The sequence below is a fragment of the Variovorax sp. PBL-H6 genome (assembly GCF_901827155.1).
Classification (GTDB): Bacteria; Pseudomonadota; Gammaproteobacteria; order Burkholderiales; family Burkholderiaceae_C; genus Variovorax.
This window is the reverse complement of record NZ_LR594659.1, coordinates 4,741,986-4,757,353: the sequence shown is the minus strand read 5'-3', so window position 1 is coordinate 4,757,353 and position 15,368 is coordinate 4,741,986. Positions and strand designations below refer to the sequence as shown.

Annotated in this window: 19 protein-coding genes; 16 read left to right on the top strand and 3 right to left on the bottom strand. The window is 64.3% G+C overall.

Going from position 1 to position 15,368, the window contains the following annotated elements:
- The first annotated feature begins 291 nt into the window (after window positions 1-291).
- The 4 genes from G3W89_RS22555 to G3W89_RS22540 are packed head-to-tail and all read left to right on the top strand — an operon-like array spanning window position 292 to window position 3,408.
- The gene (locus tag G3W89_RS22555) at window positions 292-1,347 is read left to right on the top strand and encodes an RluA family pseudouridine synthase (protein WP_162576259.1); all 1,056 of its coding nucleotides are present in this window, start codon (window positions 292-294) and stop codon (window positions 1,345-1,347) included.
- Window positions 1,340-2,008 carry an HAD-IIIA family hydrolase gene (locus G3W89_RS22550; RefSeq protein WP_162576258.1) on the top strand — a complete coding sequence of 223 codons (669 nt, stop codon included), beginning with the start codon at window positions 1,340-1,342 and terminating at the stop codon, window positions 2,006-2,008. Before G3W89_RS22555 ends, G3W89_RS22550 begins: the two co-directional genes overlap by 8 nt.
- Before the next feature lie 10 nt (window positions 2,009-2,018).
- The gene (locus G3W89_RS22545; protein WP_162576257.1) at window positions 2,019-2,384 is read left to right on the top strand and encodes a Rieske (2Fe-2S) protein; all 366 of its coding nucleotides are present in this window, start codon (window positions 2,019-2,021) and stop codon (window positions 2,382-2,384) included.
- A 1-nt stretch (window position 2,385) separates the two neighbouring features.
- Window positions 2,386-3,408, top strand: coding sequence for a S49 family peptidase (locus G3W89_RS22540; RefSeq protein WP_162576256.1), 1,023 nt, complete (start codon window positions 2,386-2,388; stop codon window positions 3,406-3,408).
- Here G3W89_RS22540 and G3W89_RS22535 read toward each other — a convergent pair whose 3' ends face one another.
- The 3 genes from G3W89_RS22535 to G3W89_RS22525 are packed head-to-tail and all read right to left on the bottom strand — an operon-like array spanning window position 3,409 to window position 5,902.
- Complete coding sequence (locus tag G3W89_RS22535; protein WP_162577608.1) at window positions 3,409-4,545, bottom strand: MFS transporter; 1,137 nt, start codon at window positions 4,543-4,545, stop codon at window positions 3,409-3,411. It abuts the gene before it with no gap.
- Between the two features lie 17 nt (window positions 4,546-4,562).
- Entirely contained in the window at window positions 4,563-5,324 is a 762-nt protein-coding gene (locus tag G3W89_RS22530) for an SAM-dependent methyltransferase (protein WP_162576255.1), read from the bottom strand.
- Window positions 5,321-5,902, bottom strand: a complete 582-nt coding sequence (locus G3W89_RS22525) for a Maf family nucleotide pyrophosphatase (protein ID WP_162576254.1) — start codon at window positions 5,900-5,902, stop codon at window positions 5,321-5,323. The genes G3W89_RS22530 and G3W89_RS22525 overlap by 4 nt, the downstream gene beginning before the upstream one ends.
- Window positions 5,903-5,940: 38 nt before the next feature.
- Here G3W89_RS22525 and G3W89_RS22520 point away from each other — a divergent pair, with 38 nt between their 5' ends.
- The 12 genes from G3W89_RS22520 to G3W89_RS22465 all read left to right on the top strand — a co-directional run bounded on the left by G3W89_RS22520 (window position 5,941) and on the right by G3W89_RS22465 (window position 15,331).
- Window positions 5,941-6,489 carry a YceD family protein gene (locus G3W89_RS22520; protein WP_162576253.1) on the top strand — a complete coding sequence of 183 codons (549 nt, stop codon included), beginning with the start codon at window positions 5,941-5,943 and terminating at the stop codon, window positions 6,487-6,489.
- 158 nt (window positions 6,490-6,647) lie between these two features.
- The gene (gene rpmF / locus G3W89_RS22515) at window positions 6,648-6,830 is read left to right on the top strand and encodes a 50S ribosomal protein L32 (protein ID WP_006297202.1); all 183 of its coding nucleotides are present in this window, start codon (window positions 6,648-6,650) and stop codon (window positions 6,828-6,830) included.
- Between the two features lie 62 nt (window positions 6,831-6,892).
- Window positions 6,893-7,984: a phosphate acyltransferase PlsX gene (gene plsX, locus G3W89_RS22510; protein ID WP_162576252.1), complete on the top strand. Its 1,092-nt coding sequence runs from the start codon at window positions 6,893-6,895 to the stop codon at window positions 7,982-7,984.
- Complete coding sequence (locus G3W89_RS22505; protein ID WP_162576251.1) at window positions 7,984-8,961, top strand: beta-ketoacyl-ACP synthase III; 978 nt, start codon at window positions 7,984-7,986, stop codon at window positions 8,959-8,961. Before plsX ends, G3W89_RS22505 begins: the two co-directional genes overlap by 1 nt.
- 49 nt (window positions 8,962-9,010) lie before the next feature.
- Window positions 9,011-9,964 (top strand): ACP S-malonyltransferase, encoded by a 954-nt coding sequence (fabD, locus tag G3W89_RS22500; RefSeq protein WP_162576250.1) that lies wholly within the window; start codon window positions 9,011-9,013, stop codon window positions 9,962-9,964.
- 26 nt (window positions 9,965-9,990) lie between these two features.
- Window positions 9,991-10,734 carry a 3-oxoacyl-ACP reductase FabG gene (fabG, locus tag G3W89_RS22495; RefSeq protein ID WP_162576249.1) on the top strand — a complete coding sequence of 248 codons (744 nt, stop codon included), beginning with the start codon at window positions 9,991-9,993 and terminating at the stop codon, window positions 10,732-10,734.
- Between the two features lie 98 nt (window positions 10,735-10,832).
- Complete coding sequence (gene acpP / locus G3W89_RS22490) at window positions 10,833-11,072, top strand: acyl carrier protein (RefSeq protein ID WP_007830471.1); 240 nt, start codon at window positions 10,833-10,835, stop codon at window positions 11,070-11,072.
- Window positions 11,073-11,165: 93 nt separating this feature from the next.
- Window positions 11,166-12,410 (top strand): beta-ketoacyl-ACP synthase II, encoded by a 1,245-nt coding sequence (gene fabF, locus G3W89_RS22485; protein WP_162576248.1) that lies wholly within the window; start codon window positions 11,166-11,168, stop codon window positions 12,408-12,410.
- A gap of 136 nt (window positions 12,411-12,546) precedes the next feature.
- Entirely contained in the window at window positions 12,547-12,909 is a 363-nt protein-coding gene (locus G3W89_RS22480) for a hypothetical protein (protein WP_232076689.1), read from the top strand.
- The gene (gene rpoE, locus G3W89_RS22475) at window positions 12,906-13,580 is read left to right on the top strand and encodes an RNA polymerase sigma factor RpoE (RefSeq protein ID WP_162576246.1); all 675 of its coding nucleotides are present in this window, start codon (window positions 12,906-12,908) and stop codon (window positions 13,578-13,580) included. Before G3W89_RS22480 ends, rpoE begins: the two co-directional genes overlap by 4 nt.
- A 13-nt stretch (window positions 13,581-13,593) precedes the next feature.
- Entirely contained in the window at window positions 13,594-14,238 is a 645-nt protein-coding gene (locus tag G3W89_RS22470) for a sigma-E factor negative regulatory protein (RefSeq protein ID WP_162576245.1), read from the top strand.
- A 25-nt stretch (window positions 14,239-14,263) separates the two neighbouring features.
- Window positions 14,264-15,331 carry a MucB/RseB C-terminal domain-containing protein gene (locus tag G3W89_RS22465; protein WP_162576244.1) on the top strand — a complete coding sequence of 356 codons (1,068 nt, stop codon included), beginning with the start codon at window positions 14,264-14,266 and terminating at the stop codon, window positions 15,329-15,331.
- Window positions 15,332-15,368 lie beyond the last annotated feature (37 nt).

The window sequence follows — 15,368 nt, the reverse complement described above, 5'->3', positions numbered from 1 at the left end:
CGCAACCGATGACTCAATGCCCGATGGCGCCGGCAGCAGCCAGCGTAGGCACAGTTGAATCAACAGCATCAACACAAAGGGACTCGCTTCGATCCGCCGACAGCCTGTTGCCTGCCGGCTGGTATTCCGTATCGGTGTTTCGTGGGCGTCGGCTTGGCTTGGATGGAGCGGCTGCCGCCTTGCACATTTGCGCGCGGCCTGCAGTTTCAACGCCCAAGCGGCATCGACCTCGCAGCGCTGCCGGTCGTGCTCTAAACTTCTGTTTAATCAAGCACTTACAAGACCGCGCTGGTGAAAAATATTATAGGTGCGAAGGCAAGCCCCGCGGCATCAGAAGTTCGCTTTCTGACAGTCGATGGTGAATTTGCGGGTCAAAGACTCGACAACTTCCTCTTCAGGGAGCTCAAGGGCGTCCCCAAGACCCATGTCTACCGGATCATCCGGTCCGGCGAGGTGCGCATCAACAAGGGGCGGGCGCAGGCCGAGACCCGGCTGGAAGCAGGCGACGTGCTGCGCTTGCCCCCGTTGCGAATGGCCACGGTGGGCCACCGCGCGGATAGCTCGCCGTCCCCGCCCGCGCGCGAGTTCCCGTTGCTGTACGAGGACGATGCCTTGCTTGCGATCGACAAGCCGGCGGGCGTGGCGGTTCACGGCGGCAGCGGAGTGAGCTCCGGCGTCATCGAGCAGCTCCGCGCGGCGCGGCCGACGGCACGATTCCTCGAACTCGTGCATCGGCTGGACCGCGAGACTTCGGGCATCCTGCTGGTCGCGAAGAAGCGCAGTGCCTTGACAGGCCTGCAGCAACAGTTTCGCGAGCGAGAGACCGGCAAGACCTACCTGGCGCTGGTCGAGGGACATTGGCCAGCGAACAAGAAGGTGCTCGACGCTCCGCTCGCACGGTATTTGCTGCCGAGCCGACCGGGATCTACCGAACCCGGCGAGCGGCGCGTGCGCATTGTCGCGAGGGACCATCCCGACGCGATGCGTGCCGTGACACTGGTCGAGGTGCTGGCCCGGGTTTCGCTGCCGATCGAGCCGGATGCCTTTTCCCTCGTCGCCGTCACCATCAAGACAGGCCGCACCCACCAGATTCGAGTCCATCTCGCCTCCGCTGGCCATGCGATCGCCGGCGACGACAAGTACGGCGACTTCGAGCGCAACCGCGTGCTCCAGAGGCTCGGCCTCAAGCGCATGTTTCTGCATGCCTGGCGCCTCCAGTTCACCCACCCCGCGCGCGGCGAGCGCATGGCGCTGCAGGCAGAGCTGCCGCCTGAGCTGCGCGCGCTCATGCCCGGCCCCGCGCTCGAGGCACTCGCCGTCTCCGCCATGCCCGTGACCCATGACTGACATCCGCCCACGCCGTTTCGACCTGATCGCCTTCGATTGGGACGGCACCCTCTACGACTCCACCCGGCTCATTGTGCGCTGCATCCAGGCCGCAGTGCTCGACGTCGGCGGCGCCAAGCCGAGCGAGAACGACGCCGCGTGGGTGATCGGCCTGGGCCTCGCCGAGGCGCTGGCCCGCGCGGCGCCCGATGTACCCCGCGAAAAATACGCGGAGCTTGGGGCTCGCTATCGGTACCACTATCTCAAGCACCAGGACGACCTCGTGCTGTTCGACGGCGTCCTGCCGATGCTCGACGCACTCCACGAGCGAGGACACAAGCTCGCGGTGGCCACGGGTAAGTCTCGGCGCGGACTGAACGAAGCCTTGGCCACCGTCGCGCTGCGCGAGCGCTTCGACGCGTCGCGCACGGCCGACGAGACTTTCGGCAAGCCGCATCCGCGCATGCTGCTCGAGCTGATGGAGGAACTGGAGGTGCCGGCCGAGCGCGCGCTGATGATCGGCGACACGACCCACGATCTGCAGCTCGCGATCAATGCCGGCTGTGCGAGTGTGGGCGTGAGCTACGGTGCGCACGAGCCGGATGCTTTCGACTCGCTGCAGCCGCTGTATGTGGCGCACTCGGTGCCCGGTCTGACGCAGTGGCTGCTCGACAACGCATGAAAATCATTGAATGAGCGAATGCATTCCGCTGTGCAATGCGGCCGATCTGCTGGAGGGCGGCCGTGCCGTGCCCTTCGACGTGGTTTACGGCGGCCAGACTTGCCGTGCTTTCGCGGTCCGCTACGAAGGCCGGGCACATGCCTACCTGAACCGCTGCAGTCACGTGGCGATGGAACTGGACTTTCAGCCCGATCGCTTCTTCGACGATAGCGGCCAGTGGCTCCTGTGCGCGACCCATGGCGCCGTCTACAAGCCGGACACGGGCGAATGCGCGGGCGGGCCCTGCCGCGGCGGCCTGGTGAAGATCGCATTGAGCGAACGGGACGGCGTGGTGCACTGGCATACTGCCTGGAACCTCCAACCCCTGGCTTTCTGACATGACTGATCCCCACCGCACGGAACCCGAGGGTTTCGAGCCTTTCGAACGCGCCAGCCCAGCGCACGGCAGCTCGAGGAACGATCCGACGCAGCAACCCGGCTGGGAGCGCGCCACGCTCGAGAAGCTCGCGTTCGCCAGCCTGCGCGAGCAGCAGGCCACACGCCGCTGGAAAACTTTCGTGCGGCTGAGCTGGCTGGCCTTTTTCATCTTCCTGGTGTGGCTCGCCATTTCGCGCGGCACGCCGGCCACCGCCAAGACCACGGCACACACCGCGGTGGTCGAAATCAAGGGTGAGATCGCCAACGGGGCCGATGCAAGCGCGGAATTCGTCGTGGCGGCTATGAAGACCGCCTTCGAGGACGAGGGCGCCAAGGCGGTCGTGCTCCTGATCAACTCGCCCGGCGGAAGCCCGGTGCAGGCCGGCATCATCAACGACGAGATCCGCCGCCTGCGGGCCAAGCACAACAAGCCGGTGTACGCTGTGGTCGAGGAGACCTGCGCCTCTGCGGCGTACTACATCGCCGCGGCGACCGACAAGGTTTTCGTCGACAAGGCCAGCATTGTCGGAAGCATCGGCGTGCTGATGGACGGCTTCGGATTTACAGGCCTGATGGAGAAGGTCGGGGTCGAGCGCAGGCTGCTGACTGCCGGCGAGAACAAGGGCTTCCTCGATCCCTTCAGCCCGATGAGCGACGCCCAGCGCGCACATGCGCAGCAGATGCTCGAGCAGATCCACGCGCAGTTCATCGACGTGGTCAAGAAGGGCCGGGGCGATCGGCTGAAGACCGGCACGCCAGGCCTGTTCAGTGGCTTGTTCTGGAGCGGCCAGCAGGCGGTGGATCTCGGCCTGGCCGATCAGCTCGGCAATGTCGACTTTGTCGCACGTGAGGTCGTCAAAGCCGAGGAAGTCATCGACTACACCCGCCGCGACAACGTGGCCGAGAAGCTCGCCAAGAAGTTCGGCGCGGCGCTCGGCGATGCTTCGGTCCGTGCAATGCACAGCGCACCGGCGCTGCGTTGATCAGGCCGGGTCGGCCCAACGCGCCGACGCTGCAAGCCCGATGGCGAAGACCACCACAACATAGAGCGCCGCAGTCAGCGAACTGGCCTCGGCCAGGAAGCCGATCACAGGCGGCCCCGCCATGAAGCCCAGATAGGCCGCCGCGGAAACCGCCGCAATGCCGCGCGCTGGTTCGATCCCTGGCACGCGTGCCGAGGCCGCGAACAGGATCGGCACGACGTTGGCGAATCCGACTCCCACGCCTGCAAATCCGACCAGCGCCAGACGGGGCGCTTCGGTCAGCAAAACCAATGTCATGGAGGCCGCAGCCAGCAGGGCGCTGCCGCGCAGCAGCACTGCTGGCGCCAAGCGTGCCCGCATAGCGTCGCCGCAGAAGCGTGTCGCGGCCATGGCGGCCGAGAAGCTGGCGTAGGCGAGGGCGGCCTGCTGTTGCGGACTGCCCAGCTCCTGCTTGAGGTAGAGCACGCTCCAGTCGTAGATCGCACCTTCGGCAATCAACCCCAGCGCGGCCAGCACGCCGAGGATGACGAGGGCGCCGCGAGGCAGGCGGAAGCCTTCGTTGTTGACCGCGAAAGCAGTGACTTCGCGGGGCAGCATCCGTTGGGCGGCGAACACGATCGCCGATGCCATTGCACTCGCCACGAGCGTCAGATGCAACTGCGGCGCCATGCCCGCGGCCAGCACAGCGCTGCCGGTCACCGCGCCGGCCATGCCGCCCAGGCTGAACATGCCGTGCATCCCGCTCATGAGCGGGCGCCCGTTGCGCAGTTCGAGTTCTGCAGCCTCGGTGTTGATCGCCACGTCGAATACGCTGGTGACGACGCCGAAGGCCGCCAACACGCCCAGCAACGCCGTATAGCCCGGCATGACCAGCAGGCCAGCGAGCAGCAGGGCGTAGATGGCGCCGCAGGAACGCGCTGTCGTCCGCGCGCCGTAGCGGCCGATCCACCGGCTCGCCTGCGTAAGGCCAAGCAGGGCGCCCACGCCAGCTGCGAGCATGGCCAGTCCGAGTTCAGCCTCACTGATGGCGTATTGGGCTTTTACTGTCGGGATATGCACTCCCCAAGTGGCGAAGATGAAGCCCGAGGCGAAGAACTGCGTGCGCGACGCCCAACGCGTGCGCGCGGACAGCTGCATGACGGTGGCAGACACGCCTAGCGCCCGATCGCGAACACGGCGGGTGAGCGTTCGTCGGTGGCGACGGGCTTGGCACGCCAGGCTTTCACCGTCTCGCTACGGATGTCGGCGCTCGCCAGGGTCAGCCCGCGGGCCACCGCGAGTCGTGTGTTGTGCTGAAGTGTCTGCATCAAGGCTTGCAGCAGTGCCGCATTGCGGTACGGCGTTTCGATGAAGAGCTGGGTCTGGCCCGTGCGCAGCGCGAGCGATTCGAGCTCGCGGATGCGTTGGGCGCGTGCCTCGGCTTCCTGCGGCAGGTAGCCCACGAAGGCGAAATTCTGGCCGTTCAGTCCGCTGGACACTAGCGCGAGCAGCAGCGACACCGGCCCGGTGAGAGGTACCAGTGCAATGCCGAGTTCATGGGCTGCGCGCACAACCGATGACCCAGGATCGGCAATCGCCGGCATGCCGGCCTCGCTGAGCAATCCGATGTCGGCGCCGGCCAGCGCTGCGGCGAGCAGCGGGCGTGCATCGAACTGGCCGGCTTGGTGATCGCCCTTTTTGTGGACTTCGCGCGGCAACTCCTGGATCTGCTGCGCCTGTAGCGGCGCGGCAAGCGGCACGATCGCATCGATGCGCTTGAGGTAAGCGCGTGCCGACTTTGCGTTTTCGCAGATCCAGTGGGTGATGCCGGCTGCCGCCTGCAACGTGCCTTGCGGCAGCACGTCCTGCAATGCTGTTTGCGAATCGCATCCGAAATCCAGCGGCGCCGGAACCAGGTAGAGCTTGCCTCGGCTCACAGCAGATCGATCCCTGCGGCGCGAAGCATGTTGGCGGTGCGGATCAAAGGCAGGCCGACCAGCGCCGTGGGGTCGTCGCTGTCGATGGCGTCCAGAAGCGCGATGCCCAAGCCTTCGCTTTTGGCACTGCCTGCGCAGTCGTACGGCTGCTCTGCCTGCAAATAGCGCTCGATCGCCGCGTCGCTGAAATTACGGAATACGACCCGCACGGGGACGAGCTCGCGCTGGCTGAAGCCGGTGGATTGGCAGACCACGGCGACGGCGGTCTGGAAAAGCAGGGTCTGACCGCGCATGCGGCGCAGCTGCTCGGTCGCGCGGGCGTGGTCGCCTGGCTTGCCCAGCGGCTCGCCCGCCAGATCGGCTACCTGATCGGAGCCGATCACCACTGCCTCCGGAAAGCGGCGCGCGACCGCCATGGCCTTTTCAAAGGCCAGCCGCTCGGCGAGAGCTCTTGGCTGCTCGTCAGGCAGCGGTGTTTCGTCAACCGCAGGGGGATGGACCTCGAAGGGTAGGAGCAAGCGGGCGAGCAACTCGCGGCGATATCGCGAGGTCGAGGCAAGAATCACGGTGGGGTGCATGACCCATGATTGTGCGTGAGCGGTTTAGACTGATGACGATGAGCAGAGAATTCACCCCCGACAAGCTCGACGTGAACCGCTTCGCGAAGTTGGCCGCGACGCTTTCGGGCGAAGAGCCCGTCCACACCTATCCTCGCTTGGCCGCGGAACTGGCCGGCCCAACGGCCGATTCGCGCGTGCGCTGGGACGCTGTCGGCATCGAGCGCGAGGGGCATTCGGAAGGCGCTGTTCCCTGGCTCCATCTATGCGCTTTCACAACGGTGCCGCTGGTCTGCCAACGATGCCTGACACCGGTGGACGTGGAATTGAAGGTTGATCGGTGGTTTCGATTCGTCCCTGACGAAAGTACAGCCGCTATTGAAGATGAGGAATCCGAAGAGGACGTGCTCGTCGCAAGCCGAGATTTTGATCTGCATGCGTTGATCGAGGATGAATTGCTAATGGAAATTCCTGTTACACCTCGACACGAGCACTGTCCGGAACCAGTGAAGCTAACCGCCGTGGATCCCGAGTTCGACGCCGCAGACGCGGCTCGCCCGAATCCTTTTGCCGTGCTCGGCGCCTTGCGGTCGGACAAGCAGAAATAGCCTCTAAATTGAAGGACTGGCATCACGTGCATCGATGAAGCTATAATCGAGGGCTTCGCGCGCGCTTCCCTTTGCATGTTGCGGATGGACGGCAGTGGCCGCCAGACCGACAGTGGGGCGCGTGTCCACCCACTCACCCGAACAATTCAGGAGCCAGCATGGCTGTCCAGCAAAACAAGAAGTCGCCCTCCAAGCGCGGCATGCATCGTTCCCACAACGCACTTGGAACGCCCGGCTTGGCTGTCGAGCCGACGACCGGCGAGACGCATCTGCGCCACCACATCAGCCCCAACGGCTTCTATCGTGGCCGCAAGGTCCTCAAGACTAAGTCAGAAGCCTGACCTGCGGTTTCAAGGCTGAAGGCCCGAAGCTACTTTTGCTGTAGCGTCGGGCCTTTGTTTTGATGGTTACGTCCTCCAACTCCGTAACGTCCCCACCCCGCGCGATCACGCTGGCCGTCGATTGCATGGGCGGAGATCATGGGCCGCGTGTCACGCTCGCGGCCTGTCGGACTTTTCTCGAGCGCCACAACGAGGCCTTCCTGCTTCTGGTCGGCGCGCCAGCTGCGCTAGCTGGCTTTTCGCACGCGCGCGCCCGGCTCATACCAGCCAGCGAAGTTGTTGGCATGGATGACCCCATCGAAGTCGCGCTCCGCAAGAAGAAGGACTCGTCCATGCGGGTCGCGATTCAGCAAGTGAAGGATGGCGTGGCGCAGGCCGCGGTTTCGGCCGGCAACACGGGCGCGTTGATGGCGATTGCGCGCTACCTCCTCAAGACACTTGAAGGAATCGATCGCCCAGCCATTGCGCCCCAACTGCCCAATGGCAAGGGTGGTGCGACCACGGTGCTCGATCTGGGCGCCAATGTGGATTGCGATGCCGGGGACCTTCTGCAATTTGCCGTGCTGGGATCGGCGCTGGTCTCCGCGCTTACCGGGAATGAGTCGCCTTCGGTCGGCCTGCTCAATGTGGGCGAAGAGGCGATCAAGGGCAGCGAAACGATCAAAAAAGCGAGCCAGCTGCTCCGAAAAGCTGCGAACTCCGGTGATCTGAACTTTTACGGCAACGTTGAGGGCAACGACATTTTCAAAGGTACGACGGACATCGTCGTCTGCGACGGTTTCGTTGGGAACGTCACGTTGAAGGCCACGGAAGGCGTCGCGTCGATGATCGTTGACTTTCTTCGAATCGAATATTCGAGCAGTATTTTCAGCAAATTTGCTGCAATCGTGTCCTATCCGGTACTTAAAGCGCTCAAGCGTCGCCTGGACCATCGCCGGTACAACGGCGCGGCCCTGCTCGGGCTGCGCGGGCTGGTATTCAAGAGCCATGGCTCTGCGGACGAAGTGGCTTTCGGTCATGCGCTCGATCGCGCTTATGATGCCGCTCGCAACAACCTGCTCGATCGCGTGCGGGCCCGCATCGCCCACGCCGCGCCATTGCTCGCCCGGCAAGAGCCGGCGACGCCGGTCGACACCGCGGCGCTCCACGTTTGATGACTTTTTTTTCCCGCATCACCGGCACCGGCAGCTACCTGCCGCCCCGTCGAGTGACCAACGACGACCTCGCCCGCGAACTCGCGGCGCGCGGCATCGAAACCTCTGATCAGTGGATCGTCGAGCGGACCGGCATCCGTGCGCGCCACTTTGCTGCACCGGAGGTGACCAGCAGCGATCTGGGAGTTCAGGCCGCGAGGCATGCGCTCGAGGCTGCGGGCCGCAGCGCTGCCGAGGTCGACTTGATCATCGTCGCGACTTCGACGCCCGACATGGTGTTTCCTTCCTCAGCGGCCATTCTTCAGAATAAGCTGGGTATCGCCGGCTGCGCTGCATTTGACGTACAGGCCGTGTGCAGCGGCTTCGTTTACGCCTTGACAGTGGCGGACGCGATGATCCGCACGGGAAGCGCCAAGTGCGCGCTTGTCATCGGTGCGGAAGTGTTCTCACGCATCCTCAATTTCAACGACCGCACCACTTGCGTGCTGTTCGGCGATGGCGCCGGCGCGGTGGTGCTAGAAGCCAGCACCGAGCCCGGCATTCTTGCCAGCGATCTGCATGCCGACGGCAAGCACGTCGGCATTCTGTGCGTGCCCGGCCATGTCTCGGGTGGCAATGTGCTCGGCACCCCGCTGCTTCATATGGACGGTCAGGCCGTGTTCAAGCTCGCGGTCCGCGTGCTGGAGGAGGCCGCGCGCGCCTGCCTGCAGAAGGCCGGCAAGGACAACACGGAGATCGACTGGCTGATTCCCCATCAGGCCAACATCCGCATCATGGAAGGCACCGCGCGAAAGCTCAAGCTGCCGCTCGAAAAGCTGATCGTGACGGTCAACGAGCATGGCAACACCTCTGCGGCCTCCATTCCACTGGCATTGGACGAGGCAGTCCGTGCGGGCAAGGTGAAGAAGGGCGACACGGTCATGCTCGAAGGCGTAGGCGGGGGCTTCACCTGGGGCGCGGTGCTATTGAATATGTAGTGCGATGCGCCGCCCTGGTCGGACGGCGGGGCGTGCAACGGAGACCACAATGAAATCCTTCGCTTTCGTATTCCCGGGCCAGGGCTCGCAGGCGGTCGGCATGCTTGATGCCTGGGGGGATCACCATGCCGTGCTTGAGACCCTGCGTGAAGCCTCTGACGCGCTGGACGAGGATGTCGCGCGCCTGATCCGCGAGGGCCCGAAGGAGGCGCTGGGGCTCACCACGAATACCCAGCCAGTCATGCTGGTGGCGGGCGTTGCGGCCTGGCGGGCCTGGCTGGCCGAAGGCGGTGCCAAGCCGGCGTTCGTCGCCGGCCATTCGCTTGGCGAGTATTCCGCGCTCGTCGCTGCCGGCGTGCTCACGCTGGCACAGGCGGTGCCGCTGGTGCGTTTTCGTGCAGAGGCAATGCAGCAGGCCGTGCCGGTGGGCGCGGGCGCGATGGCAGCGGTCCTCGGCATGGACGCGGAAAAGGTGAAGGCGGGCTGCGCAGAGGTGACCGCCGCGTTCGGGCTCGCCAGCGACGAAGTTGTCGAGGCCGTGAACTTCAACGACCCGATGCAGACGGTGATCGCCGGCAGCAAGGCCGCGGTCGACAAGGCCTGCGAGGTGCTCAAGGCCCAGGGTGCCAAGCGCGCGCTCCCGTTGCCGGTATCGGCGCCCTTCCATTCCAGCCTGATGCGGCCGGCTGCAGAAGCCTTGCGCCAACGGCTGGCATCTGTGAGCCTGGCAGTACCGCAGATCCCGATCCTCAACAACATCGACGTGGCGGTGGAAACCGACGCCGACCGGATCCGCGACGCCCTGGTTCGCCAGGCAGCGGGCCCCGTGCGCTGGGTCGAAAGCGTGCTGGCTTTGAAAGCACGCGGCATGGAGGTCATCGTCGAGTGCGGGCCTGGCAAGGTGCTCGCCGGAATGGCCAAGCGCATTTCGCCTGAACTCGTCGCCGCCTCCGTCTACGACCCGGCGACCCGGGCGGAAACCCAGCAACTGCTCGGCGCCTGAGCGCCGAGCCTCAACATCCCTCTCCAATGAGCATTCCCAAATTCGAAGGCCAGGTGGCTCTGGTCACTGGCGCCTCGCGCGGTATCGGGGCGGCAATCGCGCTCGAACTCGCGCATCGTGGGCTGCAGGTCATCGGCACCGGCACTACCGAGGAGGGCGCCAACCGGATCACCGCCGCGCTTGGCGCTCATGGCGGACGCGGCTTGACGCTCGACGTGAATGACGGCCCGGCGGTCGAGGCGTTGATCGACCAGATCGTCAAAGCCTATGGAGCTATTCACGTGCTGGTCAACAACGCCGGGATCACGCGCGACATGCTGGCCATGCGCCTGAAGGATGAGGACTGGAATGCGGTGCTCGACACCAATCTCAACGCCGTTTTCCGCCTCTCGCGTGCGGCGATCCGTCCTATGATGAAGCAGAGGTACGGCCGCATCATCAGCATCACCAGCGTGGTCGGGGCGTCGGGGAATGCCGGCCAGGCCAACTACGCCGCCGCCAAGGCCGGCGTCGCCGGCATGACGCGCGCGCTGGCACGCGAGCTTGGCAGCCGCAATATCACCGTCAACTGTGTCGCGCCCGGCTTCATCGAAACCGACATGACGGCCAACCTGCCGCAAGCCCAGCAGCAGGCGCTGCTGGCGCAAATCCCGCTTGGCCATCTCGGCAAGCCGGCAGATATCGCCCATGCCGTCGCCTACCTGGCTTCGCCTCAGGCCGCTTATGTGACAGGGCAGGAGCTGCATGTCAATGGCGGCATGCATATGTGAACGCAAGACGCAATTCCTTTGTCGGCTGGGTCAGGTCTGAATGCCGTGATCTGGCCGGCTAAAATCATCGATTACCTACAACCCTCAGAGGGAAGCAAATGAGCGATATCGAAGCACGTGTCAAGAAAATCATTGCCGAGCAACTCGGCGTTGAAGAGTCCCAGGTCACCAACGAGAAGGCTTTCGTCGCGGACCTCGGTGCGGACTCGCTCGACACGGTCGAACTGGTGATGGCACTCGAAGACGAGTTCGGCATCGAGATCCCCGATGAAGACGCCGAGAAGATCACGACCGTCCAGAATGCGGTCGATTACGCCACCAAGAATCAAAAGGCCTGATATCGGCCACGCTGGGTTCCCGCATCGGTCCGCGGCTGCCATGATCGTGAAGGCCGTCCGAGGGTCTCAGTGCCTCCAGAAAGGTTTGCCGGCATGACCAAACGCCGCGTCGTTGTGACCGGACTCGGTTGCATTGCCCCTGTCGGAAATACCGTCTCCGAGTCCTGGGCCAATCTGCTCGCCGGAAAGTCGGGTATCGACACCATTGCCAGTTTCGATGCGAGCGCTTTTGCTTGCAAGTTCGCAGGCGAGGTGAAGGGCTTCGACATTACTCAGTACATCGCCGAGAAGGAAGCGCGCCATATGGATCGCTTCATCCATCTCGGCTTGGCCGCTGCCATGCAAGCGGTGCAGGACAGTGGTCTACCGACCGGCGATGCACTTTCCCACGAAGACGCCGTGCGCATCGGCTGCAACATCGGCTCGGGCATCGGTGGCCTTCCCATGATCGAGGCGACGCATGCCGAGCTGACCAATCGCGGTCCGCGCCGCGTGTCGCCCTTCTTCGTGCCCGCGTCGATCATCAACATGATCTCCGGCCATGTGTCGATCCAGTACGGATTCAAGGGGCCGAACATTGCGATCGTTACGGCCTGTACTACCGGTCTGCATTCGATTGGCACCTCCGCTCGGATGATCGAGTATGGCGACGCCGATGTGATGATTGCTGGCGGTGCCGAGTCCACGGTCTCGCCACTCGGCATCGGTGGGTTCGCCGCGGCGCGCGCGTTGTCGACGCGCAATGACGACCCGGCCACGGCCTCCCGTCCCTGGGATCGCGACCGTGACGGCTTCGTGCTCGGCGAAGGCGCTGGAGTGGTGGTGCTCGAGGAATATGAGCGAGCCAAAGCCCGCGGAGCCAAGATCTACGCCGAGGTCGCCGGTTTTGGCATGAGCGCCGACGCCTTCCACATGACCGCTCCAGACGTCGATGGGCCGCGTCGCTCGATGGTGGCGGCGCTGAGCAACGCCGGCGTCAACCCCGACCAGGTCCAGTATCTCAACGCACACGGTACCTCGACGCCACTCGGCGACCTCAACGAGACCAACGCGATCAAGAAGGCCTTTGGCGAGCATGCCGGGAGGATGGTGGTGAATTCGACCAAGTCCATGACCGGCCACCTGCTCGGGGGGGCCGGGGGCATCGAGTCGGTGTTCACCGTGCTGGCAATCCATCATCAGAAGAGTCCGCCGACGATCAACATCTTCAATCAGGATCCAGAGTGCGACCTCGACTACTGCGCCAATGAGGCGCGCGATGTCAAGATCGATGTCGCCGTGAAGAACAACTTCGGGTTCGGCGGCACCAACGGCACGCTGGTGTTCAAGCGCGCTTGAAATCCCAGTACCCATGCACGGCGCCCCGTCGGTGAGCTACCCGGTGGGACGTTCGCGTATTGCGGGCCGGCTCTTGCTCGTCCTTTGGATCAGCGGCGCGTGCTGCGCGGTGGCGGCATGCGCTCGGTCGGGCAAGATGGACTGGCGCACCGGGCTGCTGGCGCTTTGCGTCCTCGGAACGAGCATGGCTGCATGGAAAGGCTCGCTTCACCGCGTTTCGTCCGATGTACTGGATTTCGACGGCTCGCGTTGGTCGATCCGGGGCGCGACGGGCTCGCAAGCGGCCCGCGCCCGGATCGCCCTCGATGGCCAGTCGTGGCTTCTCGTGCGCATGACCGGGATGGGGGACGCCTGCAGGTGGATGTGGCTGGAGCAACGCACCATGCCGGACCGCTGGCAGAACTTGCGCCGTGCGGTATATTCGCGCCCCATTCCGGCGAGCCGTGCCCAAGGCGACGCCCGATCCGCGCCCACTGGCGCGCAACATCCTCTTTCATGACCGCAGCTCCGCCGCCCGTGCCGCCCGATGCAGGTCTGACTGATGTGCCGATCGCCGCACCGAGAGCAGGAGAGGTCGATTTCCAGCTGGTCCAGCGCACCGTCGCGGGCGATCAGAAGGCATTCGAATTGCTTGTCCTCAAATACCAGCGGCGCATAGAGCGGCTCATCGGCCGCATGGTGCGCGACGTGAACCTGGTCGAGGATATTGCGCAGGAGACCTTCATCCGGGCGTATCGCGCCCTTCACCAGTTCAGGGGCGAGGCGCAGTTCTACACGTGGCTCTACCGCATCGCTGTCAACACAGCCAAGAAGGCCCTGGTGGACATGAAGCGCGATCCGACCGTCACCGAGAGCACGCTGCGTTCCTCTTCCGACGAGGATGATGAAACTTACCGGTCCGGAAACGAACCAACCACCGACGAGACGCCCGAATCCGTGCTGGCCGCCAATGAAATCGCGGCCGCCGTCGAAGCAGCGATGGAGGCCTTGCCCGCAGAGCTGAGGCAGGCGGTCACGTTGCGCGAGATCGAAGGCATGAGTTATGAAGAGATCGCCGAGGTCATGAATTGCCCGATCGGTACGGTGCGGTCGCGGATTTTCCGGGCGCGCGAAGCCATTTCGGCCAGGGTCAAGCCGTTGCTGGACAACCAGTCTGGCAAACGTTGGTAAGCAGGTGGACAAGATGAAGCACACAACGACTGTCAATGAGCAGGTTTCCGCACTCGCCGATGGGCATTTGCGGGATGACGAGTTTGCCCACGTGATGGACGAGGTTTGCGGCAGGGACGATTTGCGTGCAACCTGGCATGCCTACCATGTCGTGGGGGATGTGCTGCGGTCCGGCGCCCAGACTGCTTGCAGCGACAGCTCGCAGTTCCTCTCTCGACTCCAGCAACGCCTTGCAGCGGAGCCGTCCATTCCGGTGCTTCCGCCGGATCTCGCGACAATGCCCGTGCTGCGTCGCGCTGAAGCGGCCAACGAACCGGTGTTCCGATGGAAACTCGTGGCCGGTGCGGCATCGCTCGCAGCTGCGGCCGCCATCAGCTGGAACTGGATCGGCGGCGCCGGTCCTCAGCCAGCGGCACAATTGGCCCAGCAGCAACTGCAACAGCAGCAGGCTTCGGTGCTAGCCGCCAATGGGTCCGCGCCGCTGGGCGCATCCGTGCTGACGCCGATGCGGGTCGTGGTGGGAAATGGCCATCCGCAAGTGATGCTGCGCGATCCGCGCCTGGACCAGTTACTTGAAGCGCACCGACAAGTGGGCGGCGCTTCTCAGATGCCCTCGGGTTTCCTGCGCAATGCGACCTTTGATGGGCCGTCACGTTGATGATCGTGTGTCTGCAACTGCTGTAATGACTGTTCCGATGCCGATGTCCGCGCGAGGCGCGGTGGTCCTGGTTGCGGTGCTGTGCGTAGCGCCGTTCGCCGCAGCCCAGAGCAAGGTGCCCTCGCCCTCGGCGAAAGGAACGATCAGTGCGGCGGGCAGCGAGACGCCGGCCCTGAGCGTGGTCGAATGGCTGCAGCGCATGCATACGGCATCTCGCCAGCGCTCCTATGCGGGGACCTTCGTCGTTTCGGCCGCTGGCGGAAATTTGTCGAGTGCTCGCATCTGGCACGTCTGCGAAGGCGACTTCCAGTTCGAGCGCGTCGAGGTGCTGTCAGGTCCCCCGCGCTCCACCTTCAGGCGCAACGACCACGTGATGACCTTCCTGCCCGAGACAAAAATCGTCAAGAGCGAGAAGCGCGAGAACCTGGAACTCTTCCCGAATCTCCTCGGTGCGCCCGACTCCGCGCTCGGCAACTACTATGGTGCGCGCGTGGTGGGCAAGGATCGTGTCGCGGGCTTCGATACCGATGTTGTGCAGCTGGAACCGCGCGATGGCCTGCGTTTCGGCTATCGCATCTGGAGCGAGCGGCGCTCGGGCCTGGTCGTGAAGTTGCAGACCCTCGATGGTGAGAACCGAGTGATCGAACAGTCTGCTTTCTCCGAACTACAGCTCGACGCACCGGTCAAAGCGCAGGCATTGGCGCACATGATGGCCAGCACCGCAGGCTACAAGATAGAAAAATCCGAGCTCGAGCGCAGCACGCCTCTCAAGGAGGGTTGGGCCTTGCGGACCCCCATCGCCGGGTTCAAGCCTGTCAGTTGCTATAGGCGCGCGATGGGTGCGGCCACGGGTGGCGAGCAGGGGCACACGATGCAGTGGATATTCTCCGATGGCTTGGCCACGGTCTCGCTCTTCGTGGAGCCTTACGACCCCACACGCCAGGCTCGGGAAGTCCTGCTCGCACTGGGCGCGACCTACACGTTGACGCGCAAGCTAACCAACAAGGATGGCGATTGGTGGCTGACGGTGGTGGGCGAGGTGCCGCCGCAAACACTTGATGGGTTCGCCCAGAGTCTTGTGCGCGCGCGTTGAGCCGCCATATCGTTTTTTTCTAGTTTTCTTACCAAGG

Excerpts from the sequence above, each read along its gene's own strand:
- G3W89_RS22465 (WP_162576244.1), top strand. The coding sequence starts at position 14,264 with ATGACTGTTCCGATGCCGATGTCCGCGCGAGGCGCGGTGGTCCTGGTT.
- G3W89_RS22480 (WP_232076689.1), top strand. The coding sequence starts at position 12,547 with ATGGACTGGCGCACCGGGCTGCTGGCGCTTTGCGTCCTCGGAACGAGC.
- G3W89_RS22520 (WP_162576253.1), top strand. The coding sequence starts at position 5,941 with ATGAGCAGAGAATTCACCCCCGACAAGCTCGACGTGAACCGCTTCGCG.
- fabD (WP_162576250.1), top strand. The coding sequence starts at position 9,011 with ATGAAATCCTTCGCTTTCGTATTCCCGGGCCAGGGCTCGCAGGCGGTC.
- G3W89_RS22545 (WP_162576257.1), top strand. The coding sequence starts at position 2,019 with ATGAGCGAATGCATTCCGCTGTGCAATGCGGCCGATCTGCTGGAGGGC.
- G3W89_RS22550 (WP_162576258.1), top strand. The coding sequence starts at position 1,340 with ATGACTGACATCCGCCCACGCCGTTTCGACCTGATCGCCTTCGATTGG.
- rpmF (WP_006297202.1), top strand. The coding sequence starts at position 6,648 with ATGGCTGTCCAGCAAAACAAGAAGTCGCCCTCCAAGCGCGGCATGCAT.
- rpoE (WP_162576246.1), top strand. The coding sequence starts at position 12,906 with ATGACCGCAGCTCCGCCGCCCGTGCCGCCCGATGCAGGTCTGACTGAT.
- G3W89_RS22505 (WP_162576251.1), top strand. The coding sequence starts at position 7,984 with ATGACTTTTTTTTCCCGCATCACCGGCACCGGCAGCTACCTGCCGCCC.
- G3W89_RS22535 (WP_162577608.1), bottom strand. The coding sequence starts at position 4,545 with ATGCAGCTGTCCGCGCGCACGCGTTGGGCGTCGCGCACGCAGTTCTTC.
- acpP (WP_007830471.1), top strand. The coding sequence starts at position 10,833 with ATGAGCGATATCGAAGCACGTGTCAAGAAAATCATTGCCGAGCAACTC.
- plsX (WP_162576252.1), top strand. The coding sequence starts at position 6,893 with ATGGTTACGTCCTCCAACTCCGTAACGTCCCCACCCCGCGCGATCACG.
- fabG (WP_162576249.1), top strand. The coding sequence starts at position 9,991 with ATGAGCATTCCCAAATTCGAAGGCCAGGTGGCTCTGGTCACTGGCGCC.
- G3W89_RS22540 (WP_162576256.1), top strand. The coding sequence starts at position 2,386 with ATGACTGATCCCCACCGCACGGAACCCGAGGGTTTCGAGCCTTTCGAA.
- G3W89_RS22470 (WP_162576245.1), top strand. The coding sequence starts at position 13,594 with ATGAAGCACACAACGACTGTCAATGAGCAGGTTTCCGCACTCGCCGAT.
- fabF (WP_162576248.1), top strand. The coding sequence starts at position 11,166 with ATGACCAAACGCCGCGTCGTTGTGACCGGACTCGGTTGCATTGCCCCT.
- G3W89_RS22525 (WP_162576254.1), bottom strand. The coding sequence starts at position 5,902 with ATGCACCCCACCGTGATTCTTGCCTCGACCTCGCGATATCGCCGCGAG.